22 protein-coding genes are annotated in these 24803 nt (G+C 40.2%); 17 read left to right on the plus strand and 5 right to left on the minus strand.

Annotated elements, in window-relative coordinates:
* Positions 1–205 precede the first annotated feature (205 nt).
* Together rplM and rpsI (QNH29_RS00955) are read left to right on the plus strand one after the other, a co-directional pair.
* Positions 206–643 (plus strand): 50S ribosomal protein L13, encoded by a 438-nt coding sequence (rplM, locus tag QNH29_RS00950; protein ID WP_283863041.1) that lies wholly within the window; start codon positions 206–208, stop codon positions 641–643.
* Positions 644–663: 20 nt separating this feature from the next.
* Complete coding sequence (gene rpsI / locus QNH29_RS00955) at positions 664–1056, plus strand: 30S ribosomal protein S9 (protein ID WP_283863042.1); 393 nt, start codon at positions 664–666, stop codon at positions 1054–1056.
* A gap of 114 nt (positions 1057–1170) precedes the next feature.
* Here the strand turns inward: rpsI (QNH29_RS00955) and QNH29_RS00960 are convergent, their stop codons facing one another.
* Together QNH29_RS00960 and QNH29_RS30365 are read right to left on the minus strand one after the other, a co-directional pair.
* Complete coding sequence (locus tag QNH29_RS00960; RefSeq protein WP_283863043.1) at positions 1171–1494, minus strand: tyrosine-type recombinase/integrase; 324 nt, start codon at positions 1492–1494, stop codon at positions 1171–1173.
* Entirely contained in the window at positions 1464–1712 is a 249-nt protein-coding gene (locus tag QNH29_RS30365; RefSeq protein ID WP_481858805.1) for a site-specific integrase, read from the minus strand. Before QNH29_RS30365 ends, QNH29_RS00960 begins: the two co-directional genes overlap by 31 nt.
* Positions 1713–1980: 268 nt before the next feature.
* Between QNH29_RS30365 and QNH29_RS00965 the strand changes: the two genes are divergently transcribed.
* The 6 genes from QNH29_RS00965 (at position 1981) to QNH29_RS00990 (ending at position 9507) form a co-directional block, all read left to right on the plus strand.
* Positions 1981–2448, plus strand: a complete 468-nt coding sequence (locus tag QNH29_RS00965; RefSeq protein WP_283863044.1) for a 2-thiouracil desulfurase family protein — start codon at positions 1981–1983, stop codon at positions 2446–2448.
* A 526-nt stretch (positions 2449–2974) separates the two neighbouring features.
* The gene (locus tag QNH29_RS00970; RefSeq protein ID WP_283863045.1) at positions 2975–3940 is read left to right on the plus strand and encodes a LacI family DNA-binding transcriptional regulator; all 966 of its coding nucleotides are present in this window, start codon (positions 2975–2977) and stop codon (positions 3938–3940) included.
* A 158-nt stretch (positions 3941–4098) separates the two neighbouring features.
* The gene (locus QNH29_RS00975; protein WP_283863046.1) at positions 4099–5406 is read left to right on the plus strand and encodes an ABC transporter substrate-binding protein; all 1308 of its coding nucleotides are present in this window, start codon (positions 4099–4101) and stop codon (positions 5404–5406) included.
* 125 nt (positions 5407–5531) lie between these two features.
* Positions 5532–6446: a carbohydrate ABC transporter permease gene (locus QNH29_RS00980; protein ID WP_283863047.1), complete on the plus strand. Its 915-nt coding sequence runs from the start codon at positions 5532–5534 to the stop codon at positions 6444–6446.
* A gap of 3 nt (positions 6447–6449) precedes the next feature.
* Positions 6450–7292 carry a carbohydrate ABC transporter permease gene (locus QNH29_RS00985; protein ID WP_283863048.1) on the plus strand — a complete coding sequence of 281 codons (843 nt, stop codon included), beginning with the start codon at positions 6450–6452 and terminating at the stop codon, positions 7290–7292.
* A 13-nt stretch (positions 7293–7305) separates the two neighbouring features.
* Complete coding sequence (locus QNH29_RS00990; RefSeq protein ID WP_283863049.1) at positions 7306–9507, plus strand: glycoside hydrolase family 32 protein; 2202 nt, start codon at positions 7306–7308, stop codon at positions 9505–9507.
* Positions 9508–9896: 389 nt separating this feature from the next.
* On the opposite strand, the gene QNH29_RS00995 is transcribed toward QNH29_RS00990, so the two are convergent.
* Complete coding sequence (locus tag QNH29_RS00995) at positions 9897–10127, minus strand: hypothetical protein (RefSeq protein WP_283863050.1); 231 nt, start codon at positions 10125–10127, stop codon at positions 9897–9899.
* Positions 10128–10368: 241 nt separating this feature from the next.
* Between QNH29_RS00995 and bioA the strand changes: the two genes are divergently transcribed.
* From bioA to QNH29_RS01015, 4 genes are all read left to right on the plus strand, one after another.
* On the plus strand, positions 10369–11730 hold the full coding sequence (gene bioA, locus QNH29_RS01000; protein ID WP_283863051.1) for an adenosylmethionine--8-amino-7-oxononanoate transaminase: 1362 nt from the start codon (positions 10369–10371) through the stop codon (positions 11728–11730).
* Positions 11727–12884: an 8-amino-7-oxononanoate synthase gene (bioF, locus tag QNH29_RS01005; protein WP_283863052.1), complete on the plus strand. Its 1158-nt coding sequence runs from the start codon at positions 11727–11729 to the stop codon at positions 12882–12884. Before bioA ends, bioF begins: the two co-directional genes overlap by 4 nt.
* A gap of 16 nt (positions 12885–12900) precedes the next feature.
* Positions 12901–13593 carry a dethiobiotin synthase gene (bioD, locus tag QNH29_RS01010; RefSeq protein WP_283863053.1) on the plus strand — a complete coding sequence of 231 codons (693 nt, stop codon included), beginning with the start codon at positions 12901–12903 and terminating at the stop codon, positions 13591–13593.
* Between the two features lie 114 nt (positions 13594–13707).
* Positions 13708–14475, plus strand: coding sequence for a 6-carboxyhexanoate--CoA ligase (locus QNH29_RS01015; RefSeq protein ID WP_283863054.1), 768 nt, complete (start codon positions 13708–13710; stop codon positions 14473–14475).
* A 100-nt stretch (positions 14476–14575) separates the two neighbouring features.
* On the opposite strand, the gene QNH29_RS01020 is transcribed toward QNH29_RS01015, so the two are convergent.
* Both QNH29_RS01020 and QNH29_RS01025 read right to left on the minus strand, forming a co-directional pair.
* Positions 14576–15529 carry a cytochrome P450 gene (locus QNH29_RS01020; RefSeq protein ID WP_283863055.1) on the minus strand — a complete coding sequence of 318 codons (954 nt, stop codon included), beginning with the start codon at positions 15527–15529 and terminating at the stop codon, positions 14576–14578.
* Positions 15519–15800: a hypothetical protein gene (locus QNH29_RS01025; protein ID WP_283863056.1), complete on the minus strand. Its 282-nt coding sequence runs from the start codon at positions 15798–15800 to the stop codon at positions 15519–15521. The genes QNH29_RS01020 and QNH29_RS01025 overlap by 11 nt, the downstream gene beginning before the upstream one ends.
* Positions 15801–16153: 353 nt before the next feature.
* On the opposite strand from QNH29_RS01025, the gene QNH29_RS01030 reads away from it, so the two are divergent.
* The 5 genes from QNH29_RS01030 (at position 16154) to QNH29_RS01045 (ending at position 24802) form a co-directional block, all read left to right on the plus strand.
* On the plus strand, positions 16154–18742 hold the full coding sequence (locus QNH29_RS01030; RefSeq protein ID WP_283863057.1) for a winged helix-turn-helix domain-containing protein: 2589 nt from the start codon (positions 16154–16156) through the stop codon (positions 18740–18742).
* 104 nt (positions 18743–18846) lie between these two features.
* Positions 18847–20085, plus strand: a complete 1239-nt coding sequence (locus QNH29_RS01035; protein ID WP_283863058.1) for an NAD(P)/FAD-dependent oxidoreductase — start codon at positions 18847–18849, stop codon at positions 20083–20085.
* A 441-nt stretch (positions 20086–20526) separates the two neighbouring features.
* A complete protein-coding gene (gene rpsI / locus QNH29_RS30370) occupies positions 20527–20592 on the plus strand; it encodes a 30S ribosomal protein S9 (RefSeq protein WP_481858806.1) in 66 nt (21 codons plus the stop codon).
* 424 nt (positions 20593–21016) lie between these two features.
* On the plus strand, positions 21017–22702 hold the full coding sequence (locus QNH29_RS01040; RefSeq protein ID WP_283863059.1) for a serine hydrolase domain-containing protein: 1686 nt from the start codon (positions 21017–21019) through the stop codon (positions 22700–22702).
* A 27-nt stretch (positions 22703–22729) separates the two neighbouring features.
* Positions 22730–24802, plus strand: a complete 2073-nt coding sequence (locus QNH29_RS01045; RefSeq protein ID WP_283863060.1) for a glycoside hydrolase family 3 protein — start codon at positions 22730–22732, stop codon at positions 24800–24802.
* The last annotated feature ends 1 nt before the right edge of the window (position 24803 follow it).

Consider the following 24803-nt stretch of genomic DNA (forward strand, 5'->3'; position numbering starts at 1 on the left):
GCTTTAAAGAATTTATTATATTATATGGTTGTGTTTTTAATCCCACGATAAAGCCCCGGAAAGTCTTCATCGTGATTGAAAATATATGAACTTAACAATTGACGCACAATGGCGTTACCGTTTATTCCCGGAACAGAATGGACGATAATGACTTATGACGGTGCGAAAAAATAATCTTTATGGATTTAATTTAGGAGGGAAATTCATGCGTACAACGTTTATGGCTAACGCCAACAATATCGAGCGTAAATGGTACGTGATTGACGCTGAAGGCAAAACTCTTGGTCGTCTTGCTTCTGAAGTAGCTTCAATCTTACGTGGTAAAAATAAACCAACTTTTACACCACATGTTGACACTGGTGATAATGTTATCATTCTTAACGCTTCTAAAGTTGAATTAACTGGTAAGAAATTAACTGACAAAATCTACTACCGTCACACTATGCACCCAGGTGGTTTAAAAACTAGAACTGCTCTTGAAATGCGTACAAACTATGCTGAGAAAATGATCGAGCTTGCTGTTAAAGGTATGCTTCCTAAGAATTCTCTTGGCCGTCAACAGTTCAAAAAATTACACGTATATGCTGGCAGCGAACATCCGCACCAAGCACAAAAACCTGAAGTTTACGAACTTCGCGGTTAATAAAGAGGGAGGGAATTAACTTGGCACAAGTTCAATATATTGGTACTGGTCGTCGTAAGAGCTCTGTCGCACGTGTGCGCTTAGTTCCAGGTACAGGTAAAATCCTAATTAACGGTCGTGACATCGAAGAGTATATCCCATTTGAAGCTTTACGTATGGTTGTTAACCAACCATTAGTAGCTACTGAAACTAAAGGCAGCTACGATGTTCTTGTAAACGTAAGCGGCGGTGGATACACTGGTCAAGCTGGCGCAATCCGCCACGGTATTGCTCGCGCATTACTTCAAGCTGACCCTGAATATCGTCCAACATTAAAGCGTGCAGGACTATTAACACGTGACCCACGTATGAAAGAACGTAAGAAATACGGTCTTAAAGGTGCGCGTCGTGCTCCTCAGTTCTCAAAACGTTAATTATCAATGTTTCAAGGCCCTTTTCACTTTTGTGGAAAGGGTCTTTTTTATGCTAAAAAGTGCTTTTGACCACATTTTGACCATCAAAAATTTTTGACCAAATCTGACCACCAATTAAAGCTCGATATACTTTTGTAACTTTGAAGCGGTTTGTTCTTTAAGGGTGTTAGTTACGTGAGTATATATATTCATTGTCATTTGAATATTAGTGTGTCCTAGTCGCTCTTGTACTTCTTTAATACTAGCACCAGCTTCAAATAATAAGGAGGCATGAGTATGGCGTAAACCGTGTATAGTTATGGGATGGAGGTTGTGTTTCTTTATTAAAATATTTAGCTTTTCATTAAGATAGGCTAAGCGTAACGGTGTTCCATCGTATCTTATAAAAACAAGATTATTGCCACCATTTATTTTTTCATTAGCAAAGACCTCTTCCATTGGCTTATACGCCACTTTTTAAGCAAAGCTAAGGATTTACTATCTAGGCTTATTAAACGCTTAGAATCCTTTGTTTTTGGTGTCTGAAAGAGATGTTTTCCATCAGTCTGGAATAGTGTTCTCCAAAAGCGGATAGAACCGGCCTCAAAATCAATATCATCCCATGTTAATGCCGATAGTTCCCCTTTTCGAGCCCCGGTGTAAATTAAGAGGTGGATGAAATAGAAATCACTTTCAAGGTGAGGGCAATACGTTAGAGGATTTAGTAAGTACTATCAATACAGTTTCATGGAAACCATACCAATACAACTTATTCTTACTCTCATATTTGTGTAGAATAAGCGAAAGAAAACAAAAAGGAAAAATAGGGAAAGAATTGAATAAGAGATGGAATTATTAGAGAATAAATCGAAGCTTTAAGTTATTCAATTAACGAGGAGTTAATTGTACAAGGTCATAAGGTGCTATTAAATTGAGGTGTTATTAATGATATTAGTGAGTTCTTGTTTAGCAGGGTTAGAGGTAAGATATAACGGTACGCATAGTTTAGATCATAAGATCAGAAAACTAATAGAAGTGAATAAGGCAATACCTGTATGCCCGGAATTGTATGGTGGATTTTCAACCCCCAGAGAACCTGCTGAAATAATAGGTGGTAACGGAGAAGATGTATTGGATGGGAAAGCTAAAGTAGTCGAGAAGTCAGGTAGAGACGTTACGGAACTATACATAAAAGGAGCTTACACTACTTTGGAAAAAGCTAAAGAGGTTAATGCAACAGTAGTTGTTCTTAAGGAGTATAGTCCATCCTGTGGTAGTTCAATGATTTATAATGGTGAATTTATGGGGATGAAAATTGCTGGAAATGGAGTTACAACTGCTTTATTAAAAAGAAACGGTTTACGAGTAATATCAGAAGAGCAGTTTGCTGATAATTTCGATAAGATAATATAATTTATCTTCAATTAATGAGCGCATTACTTCAATAAGGAGTAATGCGTTTCTAATTTGGACTAATTTGAAGTATTGTATAATAACTCCATGGCATAAATAGTTTCATAATTTTTAAATGCATTTGGATTATTATTGCAATGGCACATTTGCAAAAGTAGACGGACTTCAAAGTAAGCCGCTGTAAAGACACCGCTTTTTAAAGAAGTGGTGTCTTTAATTTGATAATAGAAAAGTTTCAGCCAAGATATGACATCCTTTTTACTGATTTTAAAGTGAATAACCCTTATCAAATAAGGGATTTACCTAGAATTAATCAAACGTTTGTTTAATGTTGTTTTTTGTAGTAAACAGTCGTTGTTAAATTCTTGCGAGTTTTAATCAAACGATGGATTGAAGGTTTGAATGTTGAAAATACTCGAGTCATGTTATTGACGCTTCTGAGCTCCACTTTATATTTTCTAAAATTTACAAAAAATCTTAGAGAAACGTTTCCACATATGATATTCTTGTTTGAAGAGGTGATATCATGGCAACGATTAAGGATGTTGCGAAGTTGGCGGGGGTGGGAATTGGAACCGCTTCCCGTGTCATTAATAAATCAGGATATATTAGTGAAGAGACGAAAAAGAAAGTCCTTGAGGCTATTGAAAAATTAGGGTACATACCAAATGAAACGGCAAGAGCATTTGTGACGCAAGATAATAAAATTGTGGCGTTATTTTTACCGTCCATTCATCATGCTTTTTTCTCTGAGCTGGCTTATTATATTGAGGATGAGCTTGACAAAAAGGGATATCAAATGATGCTTTGCAACTCGAGTGGGCAAATCGAGAAAGAACTTCAGTATATTAGAATGCTAAAGCAAAATAAAGTATCAGGAATTATCGGGATTTCATATAATCAGATACAAAATGAAATCACTTATTCCATGCCGATTGTGTTTGTAGACCGCCATATTGGAGAAATTCCATTTGTGTCGAGTGATAACTATGGCGGCGGTAAAATGGCCCTTCAAGTACTAAAGGAAACAGGATGTCAACATGTCGCATATATCGGGACGTATTCAAAAACCGTGGTTACTGAGGTGGAAAAAAGAAAACAAGGATTTGAAGATGCTGCAAAGCAGTACGGCATAAACCATACCATTTATATTGAAGAGGATCCGATCAAGGATCAAACGGCATTTCTAAATAAATTCTTAACGAAATTCAAGGATTTGGATGGAATATTTGTTGAAAATGATAATATGGCACTGGAGCTCGTACAAATGGCGCTTGAAAAGAATATTAAAATTCCTGAAGAGCTTTCCATTATAGGATTTGATGGGATCCAAACGGGTAAGGTGTTAAGGCCAAAGCTTTCAACGATCAGGCAGCCTGTAGAACGAATGGGTCGAAGCTTAGTCGAACTATTAATGAAAAGAATCAATGGTGTTCTAGTAACACCGGCTATTCATCCTGTAGAGTTTTTAAAAGGCGAAACGACACGTTAAAAACGAAAATACAGAATATTTAAAAAACGGATTGACAAAGATATGGGTGTTTTATATACTCAAAATATAGATGGAAACATTTCCACACCAACACAAAGGGCTCAGCCCTTTTATTATCGCTTTGTTTGGAAACGTTTCCAAAAAAGGAGGGGGTAAATATGAGAAAATTTATTAGTCTTTTAATGGTGGCATTATTCGTTTTTGTTTTAGCGGCTTGTTCGAATTCTGCAAGTAATAATCAGGAAACAGAGAAAGGGACAAATGAATTGAAAGTGTGGGTTCATGTACCTGAAGATGAACCAGAAGGGGCAAATTATGATGCAAGAGCGAAGGAATTTGAAGAGCAGCATGAAGGTGTAAAGGTAACGGTGGAACACATCGTAAAGACTGGTGAGGGCAGTGGATATAACGATAGAATCAATGCAGCCATAACGACAGGCGAGCTGCCCGATGTGGTTACGCTTGAAAGTGTTCATACCGCATCTTACGCTGATTCAGACATTCTTTTGCCATTGAATGATTACCTTGATCAATCAACCATTGATTCTTATTTAGATACCATTATTTCTGCTGGCAGTGTAGGAGATAACCTTTATGCATTGCAATCGTTTGATTTATCAGCACCTGTTTTTTACAATCCGAATATCTTCAAAGCTGCAGGCATAGAAATACCAGCGGATGAAAATGGAAATTGGACATTGGATTTGGCTTGGAGTTATGAAGAATTTTTAGAAAACACTAGAATCTTAAAAGAACACATGGGGAAGGAACCGGTGCATATGTTCCCTGACAACAGCGGATGGCAAATGTACGCGCACTCTCCTATCATTTTTGCAAATGATGGGAAGCTTGTTGGAGAAAATGGTCTGGATACAGATGGGTTTTTAAACAGTAAAAATACTATGGAAGCATTGCGATTTATGGAAACACTATTCAGAGAAGGCATTGTCTCTCCGACTGCCAGAGAAAATGCCTTTGCATTAGGAAATGCTGCAATCAGCTTTGAAGGTCCGTGGATGATTGATGTATTCACAAAGGATTATCCAGATTTGAATTGGTCAATCATGCCTTATCCATACGGAAAAGAAGGGCATAACTCAGCACCGCACGGAAGCTGGTATGTAGCAGGGACAAAAAACACGAAATATCCAGAACTTACAGCTGAGCTTGTTGCTCATTTAACAAATAAGGAAAGTGCCAAGGCGATGGAAGAAGCTGCCGGACTTATTCCGGGTCATAAAGAATTGCTGGATTCCTCGGAATTATATAGCACGTATCCACGAAAGCTTATGTTGGATCAATTAGTGAACACGGAGCACTTAAAGCCGAAATCACCGATTTTCCCAGTATTGGAAGATGTACTTGGTGATATTGTGGAAGGGATTGCATTAGAGAGCGGGTCTCTTGAGGACTTGGTACAGGATGCAATCGACAAAGCTGAGCGTGAGGCAACAAGATATAAATAAAGGTACCTCTGGCTGCAATCAATTTAACAGAGCCGAAAGTAAAAAAGATGACAATAATGGAGCTGTTCAAAAACCAAAGTGTCAGACCCTTTTGGGACAGCTCCATGATCGTAAGGGGTATTGATATGAACGAAGTCATAACAAGATTAATTAGAACAAGTATAAACAATAATAGAATGCTAAAATTCTTTTTTAGCCCTCAGTTTCTATTTTTACTCCCTGCATTTCTATTAATTACGGTATTTGTTATCTATCCATTGATTCTTGCAGTTGCCTATTCCTTTACAGATTATTATTTATTGAAACCTAATGATATGTCATTTGTTGGTTTTAATAACTATGTTGAGATAGCAAAGGACAAATATGCGAAACAAGCATTTTTTAATACTACAAAATATGTAATCTATATTGTTCCTCTTCAAGTTGCTTTATCGTTATTTTTGGCGATTCTTATTGCAAAAAAGTCAAGGGTTAATACGATTTTTAGAACTGCATTCTTCTCACCATATATTTTATCCATTATTGTGGTTTCTTTATTGTGGAAAAACATCCTTGATCCGGAATTGGGGATTGTTAACCTATTTTTAGCTAAACTTGGTTTTGCGAAACAAGCATTTTTCACCGATCCCGAATTAGCACTTCCAACCATCTCCTTTATTATTCTTTGGCAAGGGATTAGCTTCCAAATGTTAATATTAATGGCTGCTCTGCAGGATATCCCATCATCTTTATACGAGGCTGCGAGTATTGAAGGTGCAAATGCCTGGCAAAAGTTTAGATATATTACCGTTCCAAGTATAAAGGATCAGCTTGTGTTTGTACTCATTGTTGTAACAACAGGCACATTCAAAATCATCATTGAACCATTGGTTTTAACAAACGGAGGTCCTCAAGGCAGTACGTCCAGTATTTTATTATATATGTTTGAACAAGGATCGAGATATCGTCAAATTGGATATTCAAGTGCCATTACCGTCATATTCGCATTAGTATTAATTGTTATAGCATTTATACAAAGGAAATTAGTAAAGGAGGGATAAACATTGCCGAAATTTTATGTGATGAAATCAATGAAGATGTTTATCTTACTCGCATTTTTCATACTGTTTTTGTTCCCGACGGTTTGGATGTTTGTAAATAGTACGAAATCAGTCGCAGAAATTTCTAGAGAAATTGGCTCCATTCAAAGCTTTATACCAACTTTCAGTAACGTCCATTTATGGCTTGAGCCGTATAAAGAATTGTTTAGTAGATTTAACTTTTCCCTTCATTTTTTAAATAGTGTGTTTTACAGTTTTGTCATTGTTTTTGGAAGTTTGTTAGTGAACTCCTTAGCGGGATATGCGTTGGCGATATTTGATATCCCCTTTAAGAAGTATATCCAAGGATTCTTACTGATTTTAATTATCTTTCCATTTCAATCCGTCTTGATTCAGATCTTCATCATCATCAATGAAATGAACCTGACGAATACAGTGTGGGGCTTGGCATTGCCTCATATAGGAAGTGCCTTTAACATTTATCTCTTTATGGTATTTTTTCAAAAAATCCCGAAAGAATTGCGGGAGGCAGCTTATATGGATGGTGCATCGGATTGGAAAATTTTCACGAAAATTGCCGTTCCGATCTCTAGACCTATCTTTATCACGATTGGGATCTTAGTGTTTGTTGGATCTTGGAATGATTTTGTATGGCCGTTGATGATTTTCACTGAAACAGAAAAATATCCTTTGGCCGTTGCAGTCAATATTATGAATGAGACAAAGCCCGTCTACTTAAACCAGGTGATGGCTGGATTAACTGTAACAACGATTCCTATTCTATTAATCTATCTTTTTGGTCAAAAATACATCATGCCTCAAAATTCATCGTCTGGAATTAAATAATGGAGGTGCAAACATGAGTTTACTTTATGAGCTTAACTTTTATGAGGGGCATGGCAATAAAACAAGGGAGAGTATCCGCGGTCATAAACTGGACATTGAATATGTTTTCCATCATGCAAAATATAAGGAAAGCTGTTCACCAAATTGGATAAAGTCCAACGTTTCAGGCTATGCTCTCGATTTTGATGGCTATTCTACTTTTATAAAAGATAAGTCGCTTGATGTAAAGGGTTCCTTTACAATAACTGCTTTAATTGCTCCTCGCTGCTTTGAAGCATGCCATGGGGAAGTGTCAACAACGATCGTTGATCAATTGGACAAAAAAATGAAACGAGGCTTTGCTTTAAGCTTGTATCGTCATGGGGAAGTACAATTCGAACTAGGGGACGGTAAAAAGATACATAGATTAAGAACCATAGGGCAGCTCGAATTATTTAAGAAATCACTTATTACTGTTACCTATAACGAAGAAACCCATATGGCCTTCATCCATATCAATTCAACACTTGAAGCAATCGGGTCCCATACATTTTTCTCACCTGCTAAAATTCCTTTATCGATTGGACGAAATCATGCACCGTTTAAAATTAGCGATATTTTTACAGGTGGAATGTATTCAGGCTTAATCGACTTTATCAAGATTTATGATGATGCGTTGTCAGCTGAGATAATTCAAAAGGAATTCTTTAGTATAAAGGAAAAGCTGTCACTGGATATTAACGATATCGATCTAGATGAAACAAAGCTGTTGGATGATGTCCACCGTCCAAAATATCATGCTATTCCACCGCAGCATTGGATGAATGAACCTCATGCCCCTTTTTATTATAAGGGAAAATATCATTTATTCTATCAGAAGAATGCATCCGGGCCTTACTTCTCCAATTTGCATTGGGGACATTGGACCAGTGATGACATGGTTTTTTGGAAAAATGAAAAAACGGCATTATTTCCACAAAAGGGTGATTTATCACCTTCAGGGGTGTGGTCTGGTTCAGCCGCAATCGGACCAAAGGAAGTCCCTTATTTATTTTACACTTCTGCCAACTTGGCTAAAGAACGTAATCAAGGTGTTGCCATTGCACGGCCTAAACATATAGATGATGTACACCTTGTTGAATGGGAAATGGCCAATGAAGAGGCCATCACTCAAACAGACAAACAGGGAATACCTTCACAATTTAGGGATCCATTTGTCTGGAAAGATGAACAAAAGGAGAAATGGTATTTACTTATTGGCGGCGGCATGGAGGGAAGGGGACCTACAGCTTGGATCTATACATCAGAGGATTGCGAGAATTGGTTATTCAAAGGAGAGTTTTTTACTGTAAGCCATTCTCGCTTTCCTTATTTAGGAGTAAATTGGGAGCTGCCTGTCTTTTTGCCAGTATCCGATGACAAAGGAAATACAAAGTATGTGTTCATTTTTATGAGTCATTTTATAAAAGAATCAGATTACCAGGTGGATACCTACTATTATCTGGGAGATTTTGATAAGGACAATCTCGAATTCGTTCCTGATTCGGAAGAACCACAATTGATGGATTATGGAAGGTTTAAATTTAGCGGTCCAAGTGGTTTCGTTGATCCAGTGACGAACAAATCGATTTTATTCTCCATCCTTCAGGGGGATCGAACGGAAAGGGAAGAGTATGATGCTGGCTGGGCGCATAATGCTGGTCTTCCGATTGAGCTTTATATGGAAAATAATGAACTTAGAATGAAGCCGCTTAGGAATCTTACTGCTTTACGAGAAGAAATTCTACTAAACGAATCAAACCAATCATTAGCTGAAATAAATGAAAAACTGACAGCAGTGAACCATAAAATGCTTGAAATCATTGTCGAATTTGAAAAGACTGAAAAAATGGTCGGCATTGAAATCAAAAAGGATCCAACAAATCGAGAGAAAACTAGCTTGATATTTGAAAAAGAACATAACAAAGTCTGGATTGATCGAAGGAAAAGCAGTTTGGACCGTGATGGCGATAGACAAGGTGGAGCATTGGAAATTGAAAACAATTTAATGGCACATGTCTATATCGATCATTCGACGATTGAATGCTACTTAAATAATAAAAAAATGATAACAAGCAGAGCGTACCCTACATTACGTGACAGTGATCATGTATCGCTAATTGGTGACGGGGATATAAAAATTAAATCATTGAGTGTTTATACATTAAAACCGATTTGGAAAAATAGAGAGAAATGAGTGGGTTTCTCCCTTTTTCGATGATCAATTTAAAAAGAAGCGGTATTGGTTATACCCCAATTGCCCGAAAGACGAAGGAGATGGAGTTACGGTCAAATGGCGAGGCATCATTTGCCCGAAAATGAAAAGAGATATGAAAAGATAAAAAAGAGAGACCTTAGCCACCGCACTAAAGTCTCCAAGAAATAACCAAACCTAACCAAAGTGACGATCCGTCTTGCCTTCGAAGCTTGATGGATTGTTTGTTTACCTTTGTATATTAATGAACAAATTGATTGAAATTTGTTAAGGTGAAGGAGACATCTCCTTCACTTTCCTTTTTTCAAGAGTGACTATATTATTCTAAAAGTTACTTAGTTAATCAATAACTTCCTAAAATGTAAAACAAATCAGTTGTCATTTACGTTGGGTATGGGAAATAAATCTAAAAAAGAATTATATTTCGGGGATGCATCAACGTTATTTAAATACCTTAAATTATAAGTCATCACCCTTAGATCCATTTCAGATGCTTGTCCCTTATGTATGGCAGCAAAAGCCTCAGAAGCACCGGATAGCAGATTTCCAATTAACAGCAGTGCAAAGGACAATAAAAAAACAGGTTTCAATACTTTTTTCAACCAAATTCCCTCCTTCATGATTAATAAGAAAATAATAAGGTGTATGTAAATTTACGAATGGAAAAATGTAACTATATTGTAAAAAAGGAACACCCTGAATGGATATCATACCAAATAAAAAAATGGGTGGGATTTGAAAATTTCGAATTGTGTAACTTAAAGCTTTTTGGTACTATGAACTCGAAGTGTTAACTAATTTATATATTTGGTTAACAAATAGAGAGAAGGAGTGTAAATACCTATGACAACACGCAAATTTGATTATGATACTTTGGCTGAGAAAAATAAAAGATATGTGTGGCACCCTTTTACACAGATGAAGGAATACATAAATGATGATCCTGTCATTATAGCGAGTGGAGACGGGCGCAGGCTTACTGATGTAATAGGAAACGAATACTGGGATGGTGTGTCCTCGATTTGGCTTAATGTACATGGTCATCGCGTACCTGAACTGGATCAAGCCATTCGGGATCAACTGGATCAAATTGCTCATTCCACCCTTCTTGGAATGGCAAATATTCCAGCTATTTTACTTGCCGAAAAGTTAATTCAACGAATGCCAAAAGGTCTTGCAAAGGTATTTTACTCTGATTCGGGTGCAACGGCTGTAGAGATTGCGATTAAGATGGCATTTCAATATTGGCAACATAAAGGGCAGCCGCAAAAGCAACACTTTATTACAATGAAGGAAGCCTATCATGGAGATACCATTGGCGCTGTGTCCGTCGGTGCCATTGATTTATACCATAAGGCGTATTCGAGCCTGCTCTTTCACTCTATTAAAGCTCCTTATCCGTATATGTATCGATCTCCAATTGCGGGAAGCGAAGAAGAACAAACCGCCTTTTTCTTATCCGAATTAGAGAAAACGCTGCAGGCTTCTCATCACAAAACGGCAGCGCTCATCATCGAACCTCTCGTGCAAGGCGCGAGCGGAATTATTGTTATGCCGCAAGGGTATTTGCGGGGTGTACGCGAGCTATGTACCAAGTACAACGTATTATTGATTGCAGATGAAGTAGCAACCGGTTTTGGCCGGACAGGTCGCCTCTTTGCTTGTGACCATGAAGAAGTAACACCTGATATCTTAACAGCGGGAAAAGGTCTTACCGGAGGATATTTGCCTGTTGCCGTTACAGTGGCAACAGACGAGATTTACGAAAGCTTTTTGGGGGAGTATGAAGAGCAAAAGACGTTCTTCCACGGGCATAGCTATACGGGAAACCAGCTGGGGTGTGCTGTCGCGATTGCAAACCTTGAATTAATGGACAAAAACAATACATTGGTTGAAGCGGAGCGGAATGCCCGTTACGTTGCAAACCGGCTCCAAGAGTTTTACGAGCTGCTGCATGTAGGAGATATCCGCCAAAAAGGATTAATGATTGGAATTGAGCTAGTCATGGATCGTTATTCGAAACTGCCGTATGAGTGGCAGGAACGAATCGGTGTCCGCGTATGCCGCCGGGCAAGGGAATTAGGTATGCTCATCCGGCCACTTGGAAATGTCATTGTTTTCATGCCGCCGCTTGCCTCTACTTTTGAGGAATTGGATGCGATGCTCGATATCTTATATCAATCTATTAAAGAGGTTACACAATGACGATATGGGAACAGGAACTTGACTCGATTAAGAACGAAGGGCTGTACCGTCAGCTGAAACTTGTTGAAATAATTGGTGATGAAGGATATGCGATGGTGAACGGGCAGAGTATGCTTATGTTTGCCTCTAACAATTACTTAGGTCTCGCAAGTGACCATCGGCTAATTCGAGCATCTATAGAGGCAACAAATCAGCTCGGCACAGGATCAACAGGGTCAAGGCTCACGACTGGCAATACATCTCTCCATGAAAAATTAGAGGAAAGGATCGCAAGCTTTAAAGAAACGGAAGCAGCGATTCTATTTAATACAGGGTATATGGCGAATATTGCTGCGTTGACAACGTTAGTTGGAAAGGAGGATGTCATTTTATCGGATGAATGGAATCATGCTTGCATCATCGATGGCTGCCGATTGTCACGTGGACAAACGATGGTCTACCGTCACGCCGACTTAGAAGATCTGGAGAGCAAACTTAAAGAAGCGGACCATTTTCGGAGAAGACTTATTGTAACAGACGGGGTGTTCTCCATGGATGGTGATATCGCCCCGCTGCCGGGTATTATTGAGCTTGCAAAGCGTTATAATGCCCTTGTGATGGTCGACGATGCCCATGCGACAGGAGTATTAGGAAAGGATGGACGGGGTACGGCAGAGTATTTTGGACTCACTGGTGAGGTGGATATTCATATGGGCACTCTTTCTAAAGCAATGGGGGCAGAAGGAGGATATATCGCAGGCAGCCGGTCATTAGTCGATTATCTTATGAATCGGGCGAGGCCGTTTATCTATTCTACCTCTCTTCCTCCGGGAGTGGTGGCAAGTGCTCTTACCGCAATCGACATCATCAAGTCAGAGCATGTGCGCAGAGTACGGCTGCATTACATAAGTGAACGACTGCGGCAGGCATTAACAGCTCTTGGGTATCATGTACTGGGTGGACAGACACCGATCCTTTCTGTTATGTCTGGGCAAGTAGATGAGGCTATGAAATTGTCACAAGCATTATATGAAAATGGTATTTTTGCTCCTGCCATCCGTCCTCCAACTGTTCCAGTAGGAACATCACGTATTCGTCTCACTGTAATGGCAACCCATCAAGATAAGCACATCGATCAAGTCATTCAAGTGTTTAAGAAACTAGCTGCAAAATAAGAGGGGGATAAACCGGATGAAAGGATTTTTCGTTACGGCTACGGATACCGAAGTGGGAAAAACAGTGATAGCCGGGGCAATCGCGGGTGTGCTGAGGAAACAGGGGAAAAATGCCGGCGTATATAAACCTGTTCAGAGTGGTCATGTTGCCGGTCATCTGGAAGGAGATGCGGCACGGCTTAAAGCACTTTCGGGAGTAGATGATCCACTGGATCATATTTGCCCGTTTTCGGCAGAAGAACCGCTTGCCCCTATACTGGCGCTGCGCCGCGCTGGAAAACATGTCACCTTGGGCCATTTAAAGCATCACTACACTCGATTGAAAGAAAAGTACGAATATATGATTGTAGAGGGAGCAGGGGGGCTCGCCGTCCCATATGTCGAGGATGGACTAGTCGTAGATGCAGCTCTAATGTTCAAACTTCCCCTCCTTATCGTGGCAAGGCCAAATCTAGGTACGGTAAACCATACACTGTTAACGATAGAATTTGCCAAGCAGCGCGGGTTGCAAGTGGCAGGGGTGGTTCTGTCCGGTTACCAGGAAGAAACGGCAGGCATAGCTGAACAAACGAACCCGGATATAATCCATTCCTATAGCGGGGTACCTGTTATAGGGGTCATCCCATGGATCACGGAGTCAAATCAATCGGAATATGTTTTATCGGCCGTTGAGCAATGCATAGACTGGAACCAATTAAGAATTCTATAACGATATTATTTAATAACAGCAGGGCAGGAATCGATGGCGGACTGGACGATGATTGAAGATCTCGGATTTGAAATTGAGGAGTGCGCATTGTAAGAAGGAGACAGTTTAGGCAGGTTGGGTGATATTGTGTCAGAAGAGTTATACAGTATACGGATGCGTGCAGCAGAAGGCGGCCCCCATGAACAAGGAGGGTTTCATATTTCAGGTGGTGAAACGCTCACCTCAAAACAAAAGGTAGCCGAAACTGCCAGGACGCTCGTTCAAAAAGCGTTGAAGCATAGCCGTGGAGACGCGGATTTTATTCAAGTTGTCATTGAAAAGGTAAGTGCGGACAACCATATGCCTATTACTCCCTTGCCGGTTTTGTCGGTTGCGGCGAAAAATAGGGAAGAGGGCAGGCTACGTGCCGCAGAATATTTACGATCGTTTGGTGTTTCCGAACAAGCTATCATAAGCGGAATGCAGCTGTTGCAAGACCATACAAACTTACGCGGAGCTGCCATTTTGAGCGCTTCTACCGGGAAACGTCTTGATGATCGGGGCGAGAGGGGAGTGCGGGTGACGCGGATGGGATGGAGCCAAGAAGCCTACAACAGCTGGTGCGCTGCACACCCTCACGTTTCTTCTTCCCGGATAACCGAAGCGCTCGTGCTGGCGACGAAGGTTGCCCATGCCCCGTTTGTACAAGCTGAGCTTTGCTGGTCTGATGACCCGGAGTATGTAACGGGATATGTAGCCTGCCGGGAAATGGGATATGTACGAATCAATCCTTTGAAGGAACGAGGGGACTTTAGCGGCGGCCGAATCTTTTTCGTACAAGATGATGTCAACTTGGACCAATGTATTTCTTTTTTGGAACAAAGGATCGTAATGCTCGTATAATACGAATGAAGAAACTTGCACATCCTTTTATAAGAAATAGCAGCACATGAAAAGCCGATGATCCTAAAAAGGAACATCGGCTTTTTTGCTTGTGCACCCGTTATATGGTAAAGGAAACAGGAAGTGCTTTCAACGAACGAAAACCAACAAGCTCCCTCCACTGCAAGTCGTCTGTTTCTAGTTGTAGATTCGAAAACCTTCTTAGTAAAGTATTAATGGCAATTTGTGCTTCTACACGTGCTAGAGAAGAGCCCAGGCACATGTGTATTCCGCTGCCGAATGCGAGGTGATGATTGGATGACCGGGTTATATCGAGCTTATCGGGATCTTGAAATTTAGCGGGATCGCGGTTGGCGGCTCCGAGCCAAATGTACACGTTTTGGCCTTTTTTGATAGTAACTCCTCCAATAGACATCGTCTCAGAGGCAGTCCGGGCCGTCATTTGTGTAGGACTGTCATATCGTAAACATTCCTCTACAGCGGATGGTATAAGAGAAAGTCGTTCTCGTAATTTATCCAACTCCTCTGGATGCCGAAGTAAAGCAAAAATGCTGTTGCTAATAAGATTTACTGTTGTTTCATGACCAGCAATGAGCATTAAAATGCAGGCAGCCAACACTTCTTCTTTATTGATCCTGCCCTGTTGTTCTCCTGCTATCACTAATTTGCTAATAAAATCGTTTTGCAGATGCTGGGTACGCTTTTCAATCAATTCCTGAAAATATATGGCTAATCTGAACAGAGCCTTTCTGCTCCGATGCAATGTGTCTGGTGTTCGGGTTAAATCAATCGCTTCAATTATCGTATTGGAACACTCCCGAAACAGCTGGCGGTCATCGGCCGGTATGCCTAATACCCTGGCGATGACCATACTTGGAAGCAAAAAGGCAAAATCAGCCACAATATCCATCCGTTTAGCCTGTTCTACACGATCAAGCAAGGTATCCGCGGTTTCCTGTATGTACGGAAGGAAATCATCTGCAGTACATGAAGTAAAGACAACCTGAATCAGCGATCGTAACCGCATATGGTCAGGAGGATTTTTAAAAAGCATCGTGTTGTTCCATATCGAAGAAATAGGATCCTGCCTCTTTGATGGGGGGGACGGGAACCCGGGTTTTAAAGCGGGAATCCTTCAAGATGGCAGAGGCCTCTTTATAACCTGTAACAAACCACCCTTTGTGCTCGAGAGAGGAAACCCATTGGATGGAACCTGCAGAACGAAGAGAATGGTAGAAAGGGTAAGGATTTGCAAGAAACTCAGGCGATAAAGGGTTAAATAGATTGGGAACGAGTGTTTCTAGTGTAGAACGTTCATTCGACATACTAATACCTCCAGATGTTAAATGTAAACTTAAACTTATAATGGGTTGACATATGTTGATTATATCATTTTAAAGAATGAGTTTACACTAATAACAAGTGCCAGGAGCGCTGGAATTACACGTTTCTGACTATGTAATTTGCATATTAGAACATTCGATTTCTTTACCAGTAACAACTGAATTTCAGTCGTATTTTCACCAACAGGCTTGAATATTGATTTAGATCCTTGTCATTCTATCAAGGTTCTTTTTTCGCTATTACGTTTTTTCAATAAGGCAGGAATAAATCAAGGAATTGAAGAATTTCACTATGACGAGAGTATAGAAAATTAACGAAAGTGAGGGAAGGTAAATTGAACAATATCAGGGAAAGCCTTCCGAACCAGAATTTTTTATTAACAACGAAACTTCACCTTCCTCATCCCCCCATTCATCATGTGAAAAGAGAAAGGCTTTATCAAAAGTTAAACCTTGCCATGCAATGTAAGCTTACCTTGGTTACAGCACCTCCTGGATATGGAAAGTCCACCATCGTAAGTGATTGGGTTCGGAACGAAAGGATTAACGCTTGTTGGTTATCACTTGATGAGGGTGACAATGATGTGCTTCGTTTTTGGACCTATTTGACCGCTTCATTAGCGGCTGTACATCCAGCCATGAACAGTGTCCAGGAGGATTTGTTGCAGCCTGAGTTAATGTTATCGTTAGAACAATTGGCGGGCAATTTGATTAATAAGCTGGTGGATGTTTCGGAACACATGGTCATGATTTTTGATGATTATCATCATATCGACAACCCGGAAGTCCACCGTTTCGTCTCGCTTCTAATACAACACATGCCGAGTCAAATACATATTTGTTTAATCAGCCGAACGGAACCTCCCTTTCCAATCGGTGCTTTACGAGCTAAGGGACAAATCAACGATATGAATAGCCAAGAATTGAAATTTACAAAGGACGAGATCTCGGACTATTGGCTCCATCAAACAGGTGTTTTTCCACACCAATCCATCCTTCAATGCTTAACCAAGGTGACAGAAGGATGGATCGCAGGAATTCAGTTGGCCAGTCTTTCCGAACAGTCTGGCCAAAAAGGCACTTTAAGTCATTTTAACGGCAGTCATCGCTATATTGTCGATTACTTAATGGAAGAGGTTTTTCAACATTTGCCTCATGATTTGAAATTATTTTTAATGAAAACATCGATTCTTCATCGGATGAATAGTGACTTATGTAATGTGCTCACAGCCCGAACTGATTCTCAACAATTTTTAAGGCATATCGAACAATCGAACTACTTCCTTATCCCGTTAGACAGTCACCTATATTGGTATCGTTATCACCATCTCTTTGCTGACTTTTTAACTTCTCATTTGAAAAAAGAACTGCCGAATGAATATAAGAATCTGCATGAAAAAGCTAGTCAATGGTTCTCTCAACATGGCTATAAAGAAGAAGCTGTTCCATATGCCATTGCCGCTGGAAATTATGAGCTGGCCGTAGAGATAATCCTGAGTATTGTCACGAATCTTTTAAGGAGGAGAGAGGTGACGACATTACAAAAGTGGCTGCAGCAATTACCTGCTAAGATCATAGAGCGGCCTGAAATTTTAATCTTATTAACATGGACGGATATGCTGTCGGGAAAATATGAAAATGTAAATCTATATCTTGGAAAAATAAAAGCGATCCTCCAGGAGGAAAAGTTTCATGAGCAGGCAATTCGGCTAAATGAGGAACTCTTTGTATTAAAAAATTTAAATGCCTTGATAATGGGGGATTATGATTCTGCAATTGAGTTATTAAGTCAGCTGGCAGAACGGGAAAAAATGCCTGATGTGAAAATATGGCTGGATTATGGGATTGAGCTAAATCCAGGAGAGCTGCCATTCATCCGAAGCTACTATGGGATGAATGGCAGAGTCAATAAAGCTTTCCAATTCCATCAGCTTTATCATACCTTCATTGAAAAGAACGATTACCAAGATTCTGCCTATGCTGCTTATCAGCGTGCAGCTTTTAGTGAAATTTATTATGAGCGAAACGAGGACGATTTGGCAATGGAATATGCGGCAGAGGCTATCAAGCTGGCAAAATCTTTTCGGTTAATAGGGGCATATATCCCCGCGGTAATCGTTAAATCAAAAGTAGATTGGTCCAGGGGAAATGCTTTTCTATCGATAGAAAGTCTTAATCGTGCAAAAGACTATTTGAAGGAATTAAACCGCCATACCAGCTATTGGAGTCAACTAGTATCTTCTCAACTCGTTCGGTTCGAGCTTGCAAAAGGTGAAATGGGCAAGGTCGATCTATGGTTGGAGGCATGTCATTTTCAGGAACAGGCAGAAATCCTTCCTAATCAGGAGTTCGAACTCCTTGTTTATATCCATGGATTGATGGAAAAAAGGCAGTTTAGCCTGGCTGTTGGTTGGGCAAAACGGGTACTGAATCAAGCACAACAAAACGGTAGAATCATGATAGTGCTGGAATCCCAGCTATATCTTGCAGAAATCTACCGCAGACAGGGTCTTGCGTTTGAAAGTATGGAGCACCTAAATCAAGCTATAAAACTTGGCGAAGAGCATGGCTATCTGCGGGCCTTTACTGATATCGGATTTCCACCTAAAGAGTTGTTTCAACAATACCTATTAGTAAAAAATAAACGCCAGCATCTTGAAATGGTAACTGGCGTTTCGAATGAATATATTACTTCCATCCTTGAATTGGTCGGGGTATACGATAAATCTAGCGATCGAGCAGGGGTCCACACTCTCACGACTAGAGAATTAGAGGTCCTTCAACTGTTGTCCATGGGTTTATCTAATAGAGAAATTGCTGCGAAACTGGTGTTATCCGAGGGAACTGTGAAAATCCACCTCAATCGAGTTTACAGTAAACTTGGAGTAAAAGGCAGGGTGGAAGCCATTCAAAAAAGTAAATAAAACCAATTAAATATAACCTACTATATAACCTTTGTTAGATTAACAGTTGTGGTCTGTTTGCTACGATGGTTTTATCAAAAGCAAAGGTTATAGGAGGTTTTTTAATGAGGAATCAATTTGATGTTATTATTGTTGGCGGCCGCGTAGCAGGTGCGGCAACAGCCTATGAGCTGTCCAAAAAAGGTTACAAGGTCCTGTTGGTTGAACGAGGAAAGTTTCCTAGTGATATCCTTTCCACCCATAACTTTTTTAACAATTCTCTCGTAATGTTAAAAGAAATGGGGGTTCTCGGAACACTATTGGCCACGGGAACGCCAACATATAAACGAGTATTCATCCAATTCGATGATCAAATCATTGATGGGAACTTTCCGGAGGTAGAGGGTGAACCAAACTGTTTATGTATTCGTCGTACGCATTTGGATCAAATTTTGTTCTATCATGCGGCGCAACAAGAAAATGTAACGGCAATTCAAAGGTACCGAGTAACAGATGTGGTAGAAGAAAACGGAGCTACTGTAGGTATTCTTGCGGTCGATCAGAATGGGATCGAGCATGAATATCGCGCGAATCTCGTGATTGGCGCAGATGGAAGAAATTCTTTAGTCCGGAAAAAGGTAAACAGTGAGAAGTTGAAATCCGTACCCACTGATTTCGCCTCCTATGTCGGCTATGTCAAAAATTTTACGCAAAATGGTAAGAGAAGCGCGGAATTTTATAAAATCAAGGATAAACTGATTATCGCTTTCCCAACCAGCGATCAGCTGCATGTCATCGGGATTATGTTTCCGCTTGAGGATAAGGAATGGATGGAACGGTTTAAAGGAAACCCGGAAGAAGCATTTCGTTCCCTAGTGGATTCCGGCTTTGAAAACACCGATTTTCCCAGGCGTTTACAGGCTGCTTCCTTTGAGGGACCTGTAAAAGGTTTATTAGGCTATGATAATGATTGGTATAACGGAATGGGGAAAGGCTGGGCCTTGGTCGGTGATGCACTTTCCTTTAAGGATCCGGCGGTGGGGCAGGGGATGCATGATGCCCTTTATGGTGCTCGAGTTCTTGCCGAAATCTTAAGTCAGCATCAAGACTGGTCCATCAACTGGGATGACATGGCTGAAGAGTACAAACAGCAAATGACGACGAAAATGATGGCAAGATTTGAAATGGCCTGCAAATTTACAAAAAATATACCGTTCTCAGAGGAACAGCACCTGGTCAATCAATTGATCGGGTCCAATCCAGAATTAACACAAACCTTCCTAGGGATCTATAATTATGCCAGTGATCCAATAGAGTTAGAAATCAAGATTGGTAGTTTAATTGAGAGTCTTCAGCAAAAATAGCGGCTATTTTGGGAACCGTTTTTGGCTCAAGTTGAGCAGTCTAAATATCTTGGCTAAAAGGGTATGATAATTCATGCTTCTTTGCAAGAGTGTGTAAAAAGGAAACAGGAAGGACTCCCTCTCAATTTCGGGAGGATGAAAAAGAATAAGAAAAGCAAAAACAGGCCATCCAAATATATTTGGTTCATTACTTGATCTCAGTTGAATTAATGCCGTGTGCATTAATAGTGCAAGCACGGTTCTGTGAGGGGATGGAGTACAATTTGCCGTAAGGTAGAAAGGCGCCCTTCTACTCGACTAGTTGAATAAGCATGAATTATTTTTGACCACCAAACATATATAAGAGTATATTATCAAATTTTTAATAAACAGAAAAAAGCCCGATAAATCAGGCTTTCAGTAAATGATTTTATTCCCAGTTTCTTCATATTTAATATATAAATAAAAGAACGTAAGAAATACGGTCTTAAAGGTGCGCGTCGTGCTCCTCAGTTCTCAAAGGGTTAATTTTCAAACTTTCAAAGACTCTCAACTATTTTGGTTGGGGTCTTTTTTATGCCCAGTTTTTTCATAGTTAACAGGTAGGATGGAGGACAATTCTCAAGAACTCTCCAGGAGATTTTGCCTGCTTAAACAAAAGACTAGACGACTTGCTTTAGGGAATTGAAACGGTTATCTTTTTAGAGACTTGACTTTAACTTGATGGGCTATGAAATGAAATTTCATAATTTTACTGTATATTTTAAAAAATAATGCTAACTACTTAATACTTAAGACCTGTAAAAGCACCTGTTATGAGACTTATGTGGTATAGACGACTGTATATCATTACCTATATGCTTTTACTATAAGTTGTAAGCGTTGCCAGATTATTGGTGAACACCGGGTAGTTCCCCGCCTACAATTCAATCATTTGTATTAAGGAGGGCATATGAAAAGAAAAACGTTTATGATAACTGCAGTTTGTACAATGCTGCTAGGTACATCACCTGTATTTGCAAACTATGAACTTCCTTATGGACCCACAATTGAAAAGGAAGAGAAACTCACCATCCCATCTAAGAAACCACATCCTGTATTTACATGGAATTCGACTATTATACCAGTTACAAGTGTACTTCATCCAAGCTCCGCACGAGGAGCAGGCATGGTGGAAACACCACTCAAGCAAATTGATCAAATTATGAACCAAGCCATTTCACAAAAGTTAATGCCTGGGGCGGTAACATTTGTTGCGAGGGCGGGAAAAATTGTTAAACATGACGCATATGGCAATTCAGCTCAATACATCGATGGCAAGTTCACAGAAATGGAAAATCCCATTCCTATGCAAAAAGATATGATCTTTGACTTAGCGTCAATCAGCAAGATTTTTACCGCTACTGCTGTAATGATTCTTTTTGAAAAAGGGTTATTTAATCTTGATGATCCGGTAGCCAAACATATCCCGGAATTTGCTGCAAACGGGAAAGAAAGCGTAACAATTCGTCAGTTGTTAACTCATACCTCTGGGTTTACTGCTTGGATTCCATTGTATTCACAGGGGACTTCAAGAGAAGATAGGCTGCAATTGGTTTTAAATCAGCCATTGAAAAATGCACCTGGTACGACATACGAATACAGTGATCTAAACATGATTACGTTAGGGATGTTAATAGAGCATTGGTCAGGTACTCGCCAGGATCAATTTGTCTACGAGAATATCACAGCACCTTTAGGAATGAAGGATACGATGTACAACCCGCCAGTTTCTTTAAAACATCGCATTGCGGCGACTGAATATCAGGCAATACCAAATCGCGGTCTTGTCTGGGGCGAAGTTCATGATGAGAATGCTTGGTCGTTGGATGGTGTTGCTGGTCATGCTGGCGTATTCTCTACGGCTAATGACCTTGCAAAACTTGCCCATATATTTATTAATGAAGGCGAGTATGGCGGCAAAAGAATCTTGAAGCCTGAAACCGTACAGTTGCTGCTGCAAAATCAGAATGCAGCGTTTCCGGGGAATGACCACGGACTAGGCTGGGAGCTTGGCCAGGGCTGGTATATGGATGCATTATCAGAAGGTACATACTCCTTTGGCCATACGGGCTATACAGGTACATCAATTGTAATTAGCCCAAACAATAAAACAGTAGCCATTTTGCTGACCAATCGTGTCCATCCGTCAAGAAATATGGGGTCAATGAACCAAACCCGACGCTTATTTGCTAGAAGTGTAGCTGATTCAATTCCGGTATCCATTCCAGGTAAGAGCAATGCATGGTTTGCTGGGTACGGCGATAAGCTCAATCGAGTAATGGAAACCACCTTGGATTTATCAAATGAAGCCAAACTGTCTTTCTCCACTTGGCATATGATTGAGAATGTCTGGGATAGTGGATCTGTAGAGATCTTTAGAGATGGCAGTTGGCAGCAACTTGCCTTATTAACAGGCACAAGTGATGGATGGGAAAAGAAAGAATTGACGATACCTAGTAATGCGACAAAATTACGATTTGTTTATCAAACGGATGGATCTACAAATTCACGTGGCTGGTACATTCTGAATCCAAAACTGGATTCGGGAGATGTACTTTCTTTTTCAAAAAATGAATGGGAACTTAGAGATTATTAAATGGACAATAACTTGAGGAGGAGAAACATGCGAAAATTAGTAAAGTCATTATTCACCTCATTTCTCGCAGTTGCGCTGCTATTTACAGGAATTCCATTGTCAGGTGTGGCAGCTGCTTCGGAAATTAAAGATTTAGTGATAGACCTCAATGTCCCGCAAGTTACACGGGAAGTAAGTGAAAACAAACTTGATTTAAACGCACTCCATGTTTATGAGGATGGCCGATTTATGATGGCTTCTGAAAATTTAAAATGGAATTCTTCTAACAAGAATGTGGCATCTGTTTCGAAAGATGGAGAAGTAACGTTGTCTGGTCACAATGGGAAAACATTTATATCTGTCAGTGATGGCAGCTATAGTGATAGGATTTCAATTCAATTCAAAGGAAACCAAGATACGGTTCTTGTTGAAAAAGAAAAAGGCAGCCGCTATGACCTTATTGGCAGTGCAATCAAGCATATGAGCATGGAAGAAAAGGTCGGACAAATGCTAATGCCTGATTTTAGAACCTGGAAGGGTCAGAATGTAACAGTAATGAATAATGAAATTGCTAAGCTTGTAAAGGACTATCATCTCGGCGGTGTGATTTTATTCCGTGAAAATACGGTAACAGCTGATCAAACAACGAAGTTAGTCAGTGCCTATCAGGAAGCCGCAGAAAAGTTCGGACTGCTGATTTCCATTGACCAAGAAGGTGGAATCGTGACACGTCTGCAAACTGGAACCGACATGCCTGGAAATATGGCACTGGGAGCAACTCGCTCTGAAGAAACAGCCGAGAAAGTTGGTAAAGCCATCGGTGAAGAGTTAAACGCACTGGGGATTAATATGAATTTTGGCCCAGTACTGGATGTAAACAACAATCCAGATAATCCGGTAATAGGGGTTCGTTCATTCGGTGAAAATCCCGAGTTAGTTGGAAAATTAGGTAATGCATATATTAAAGGACTTCATGAATCGGGAACTGCTGCAACCGCAAAGCATTTTCCAGGTCATGGTGATACTGCAGTTGATTCACATATAGGACTTTCTGAAGTACCACATGATATTGATCGATTGAAAAAGGTGGAGTTATATCCATTCCAACAGGCAATGGATGCGGGAATTGATGCAATTATGACAGCACATGTAACCTTCCCGAAAATCGATAATACAAAAGCCATTTCGAAAAAGGATGGAACAGAAATTGCTGTACCCGCAACTCTCTCTCATAAAGTATTAACAGGGCTAATGCGCGAAGATATGGGCTTTAAAGGAGTAATTGTTACCGATGCGATGAATATGGGTGCTATCTCAGAACATTTTGGCCCGGTTGACGCAGCAATCCGTGCGGTTAAGGCAGGAGCTGACATTCTTTTAATGCCAGTTGGGATTGAAGCTGTAGCGAATGGAATCTATGCTGCTGTTAACTCTGGCGAAATTTCAGAAGATAGACTAGAGCAATCAGTTGAGCGAGTTTTAACGTTGAAAATAAATAGAAGCATTGTAAAGGCAGAGGGAGAAAAAAGTCTTGATGAAAAGGTAGCAAATGCACTTCAAGTCGTAGGATCTCCTGAACATAAGGCAATTGAAAAAGAAGCAGCAGAAAAATCGATTACGCTTGTAAAAAATGATGCTGTTCTTCCTCTTAACGTTTCACCGGAAGATAAAATTGTTGTAGTTGGCGGTTCAGGATTCTCCATTAATCTCCTTGCTGATGAGGTCAAAAAGCACCATCCTGGGGCTATATATGTGAATGCTTCAGGTCCGCTTAATGCTGCACAACTAGCACAAGTGCAAAGTGCGAAATACATTATAGTCGGAACCTACACCTCTAGTGTAAGTGGCAGAGCAGAAAACGCCAGCCAAATGGTGATGACAAGACAACTCATCGAAACGGGTGTACCTGTTATTGCAGTAGGGGCTAGAAATCCTTATGACATTATGTCTTATAAAGATGTCGATGCGTTTCTTGTTCAATATGGTTTCAGACCAGCAAGCTTTGAGGCAGCAGCAAACACCATTTTTGGCAAAAACAATCCAACTGGAAAACTGCCAGTAACCATTTACAACCATGATGGCAGTGTATTATATGGTTTTGACCATGGGTTAGGATACTAGA

The sequence above is a fragment of the Neobacillus sp. DY30 genome, assembly GCF_030123065.1.
In the GTDB taxonomy this organism is placed as follows: Bacteria; Bacillota; Bacilli; order Bacillales; family Cytobacillaceae; genus Neobacillus.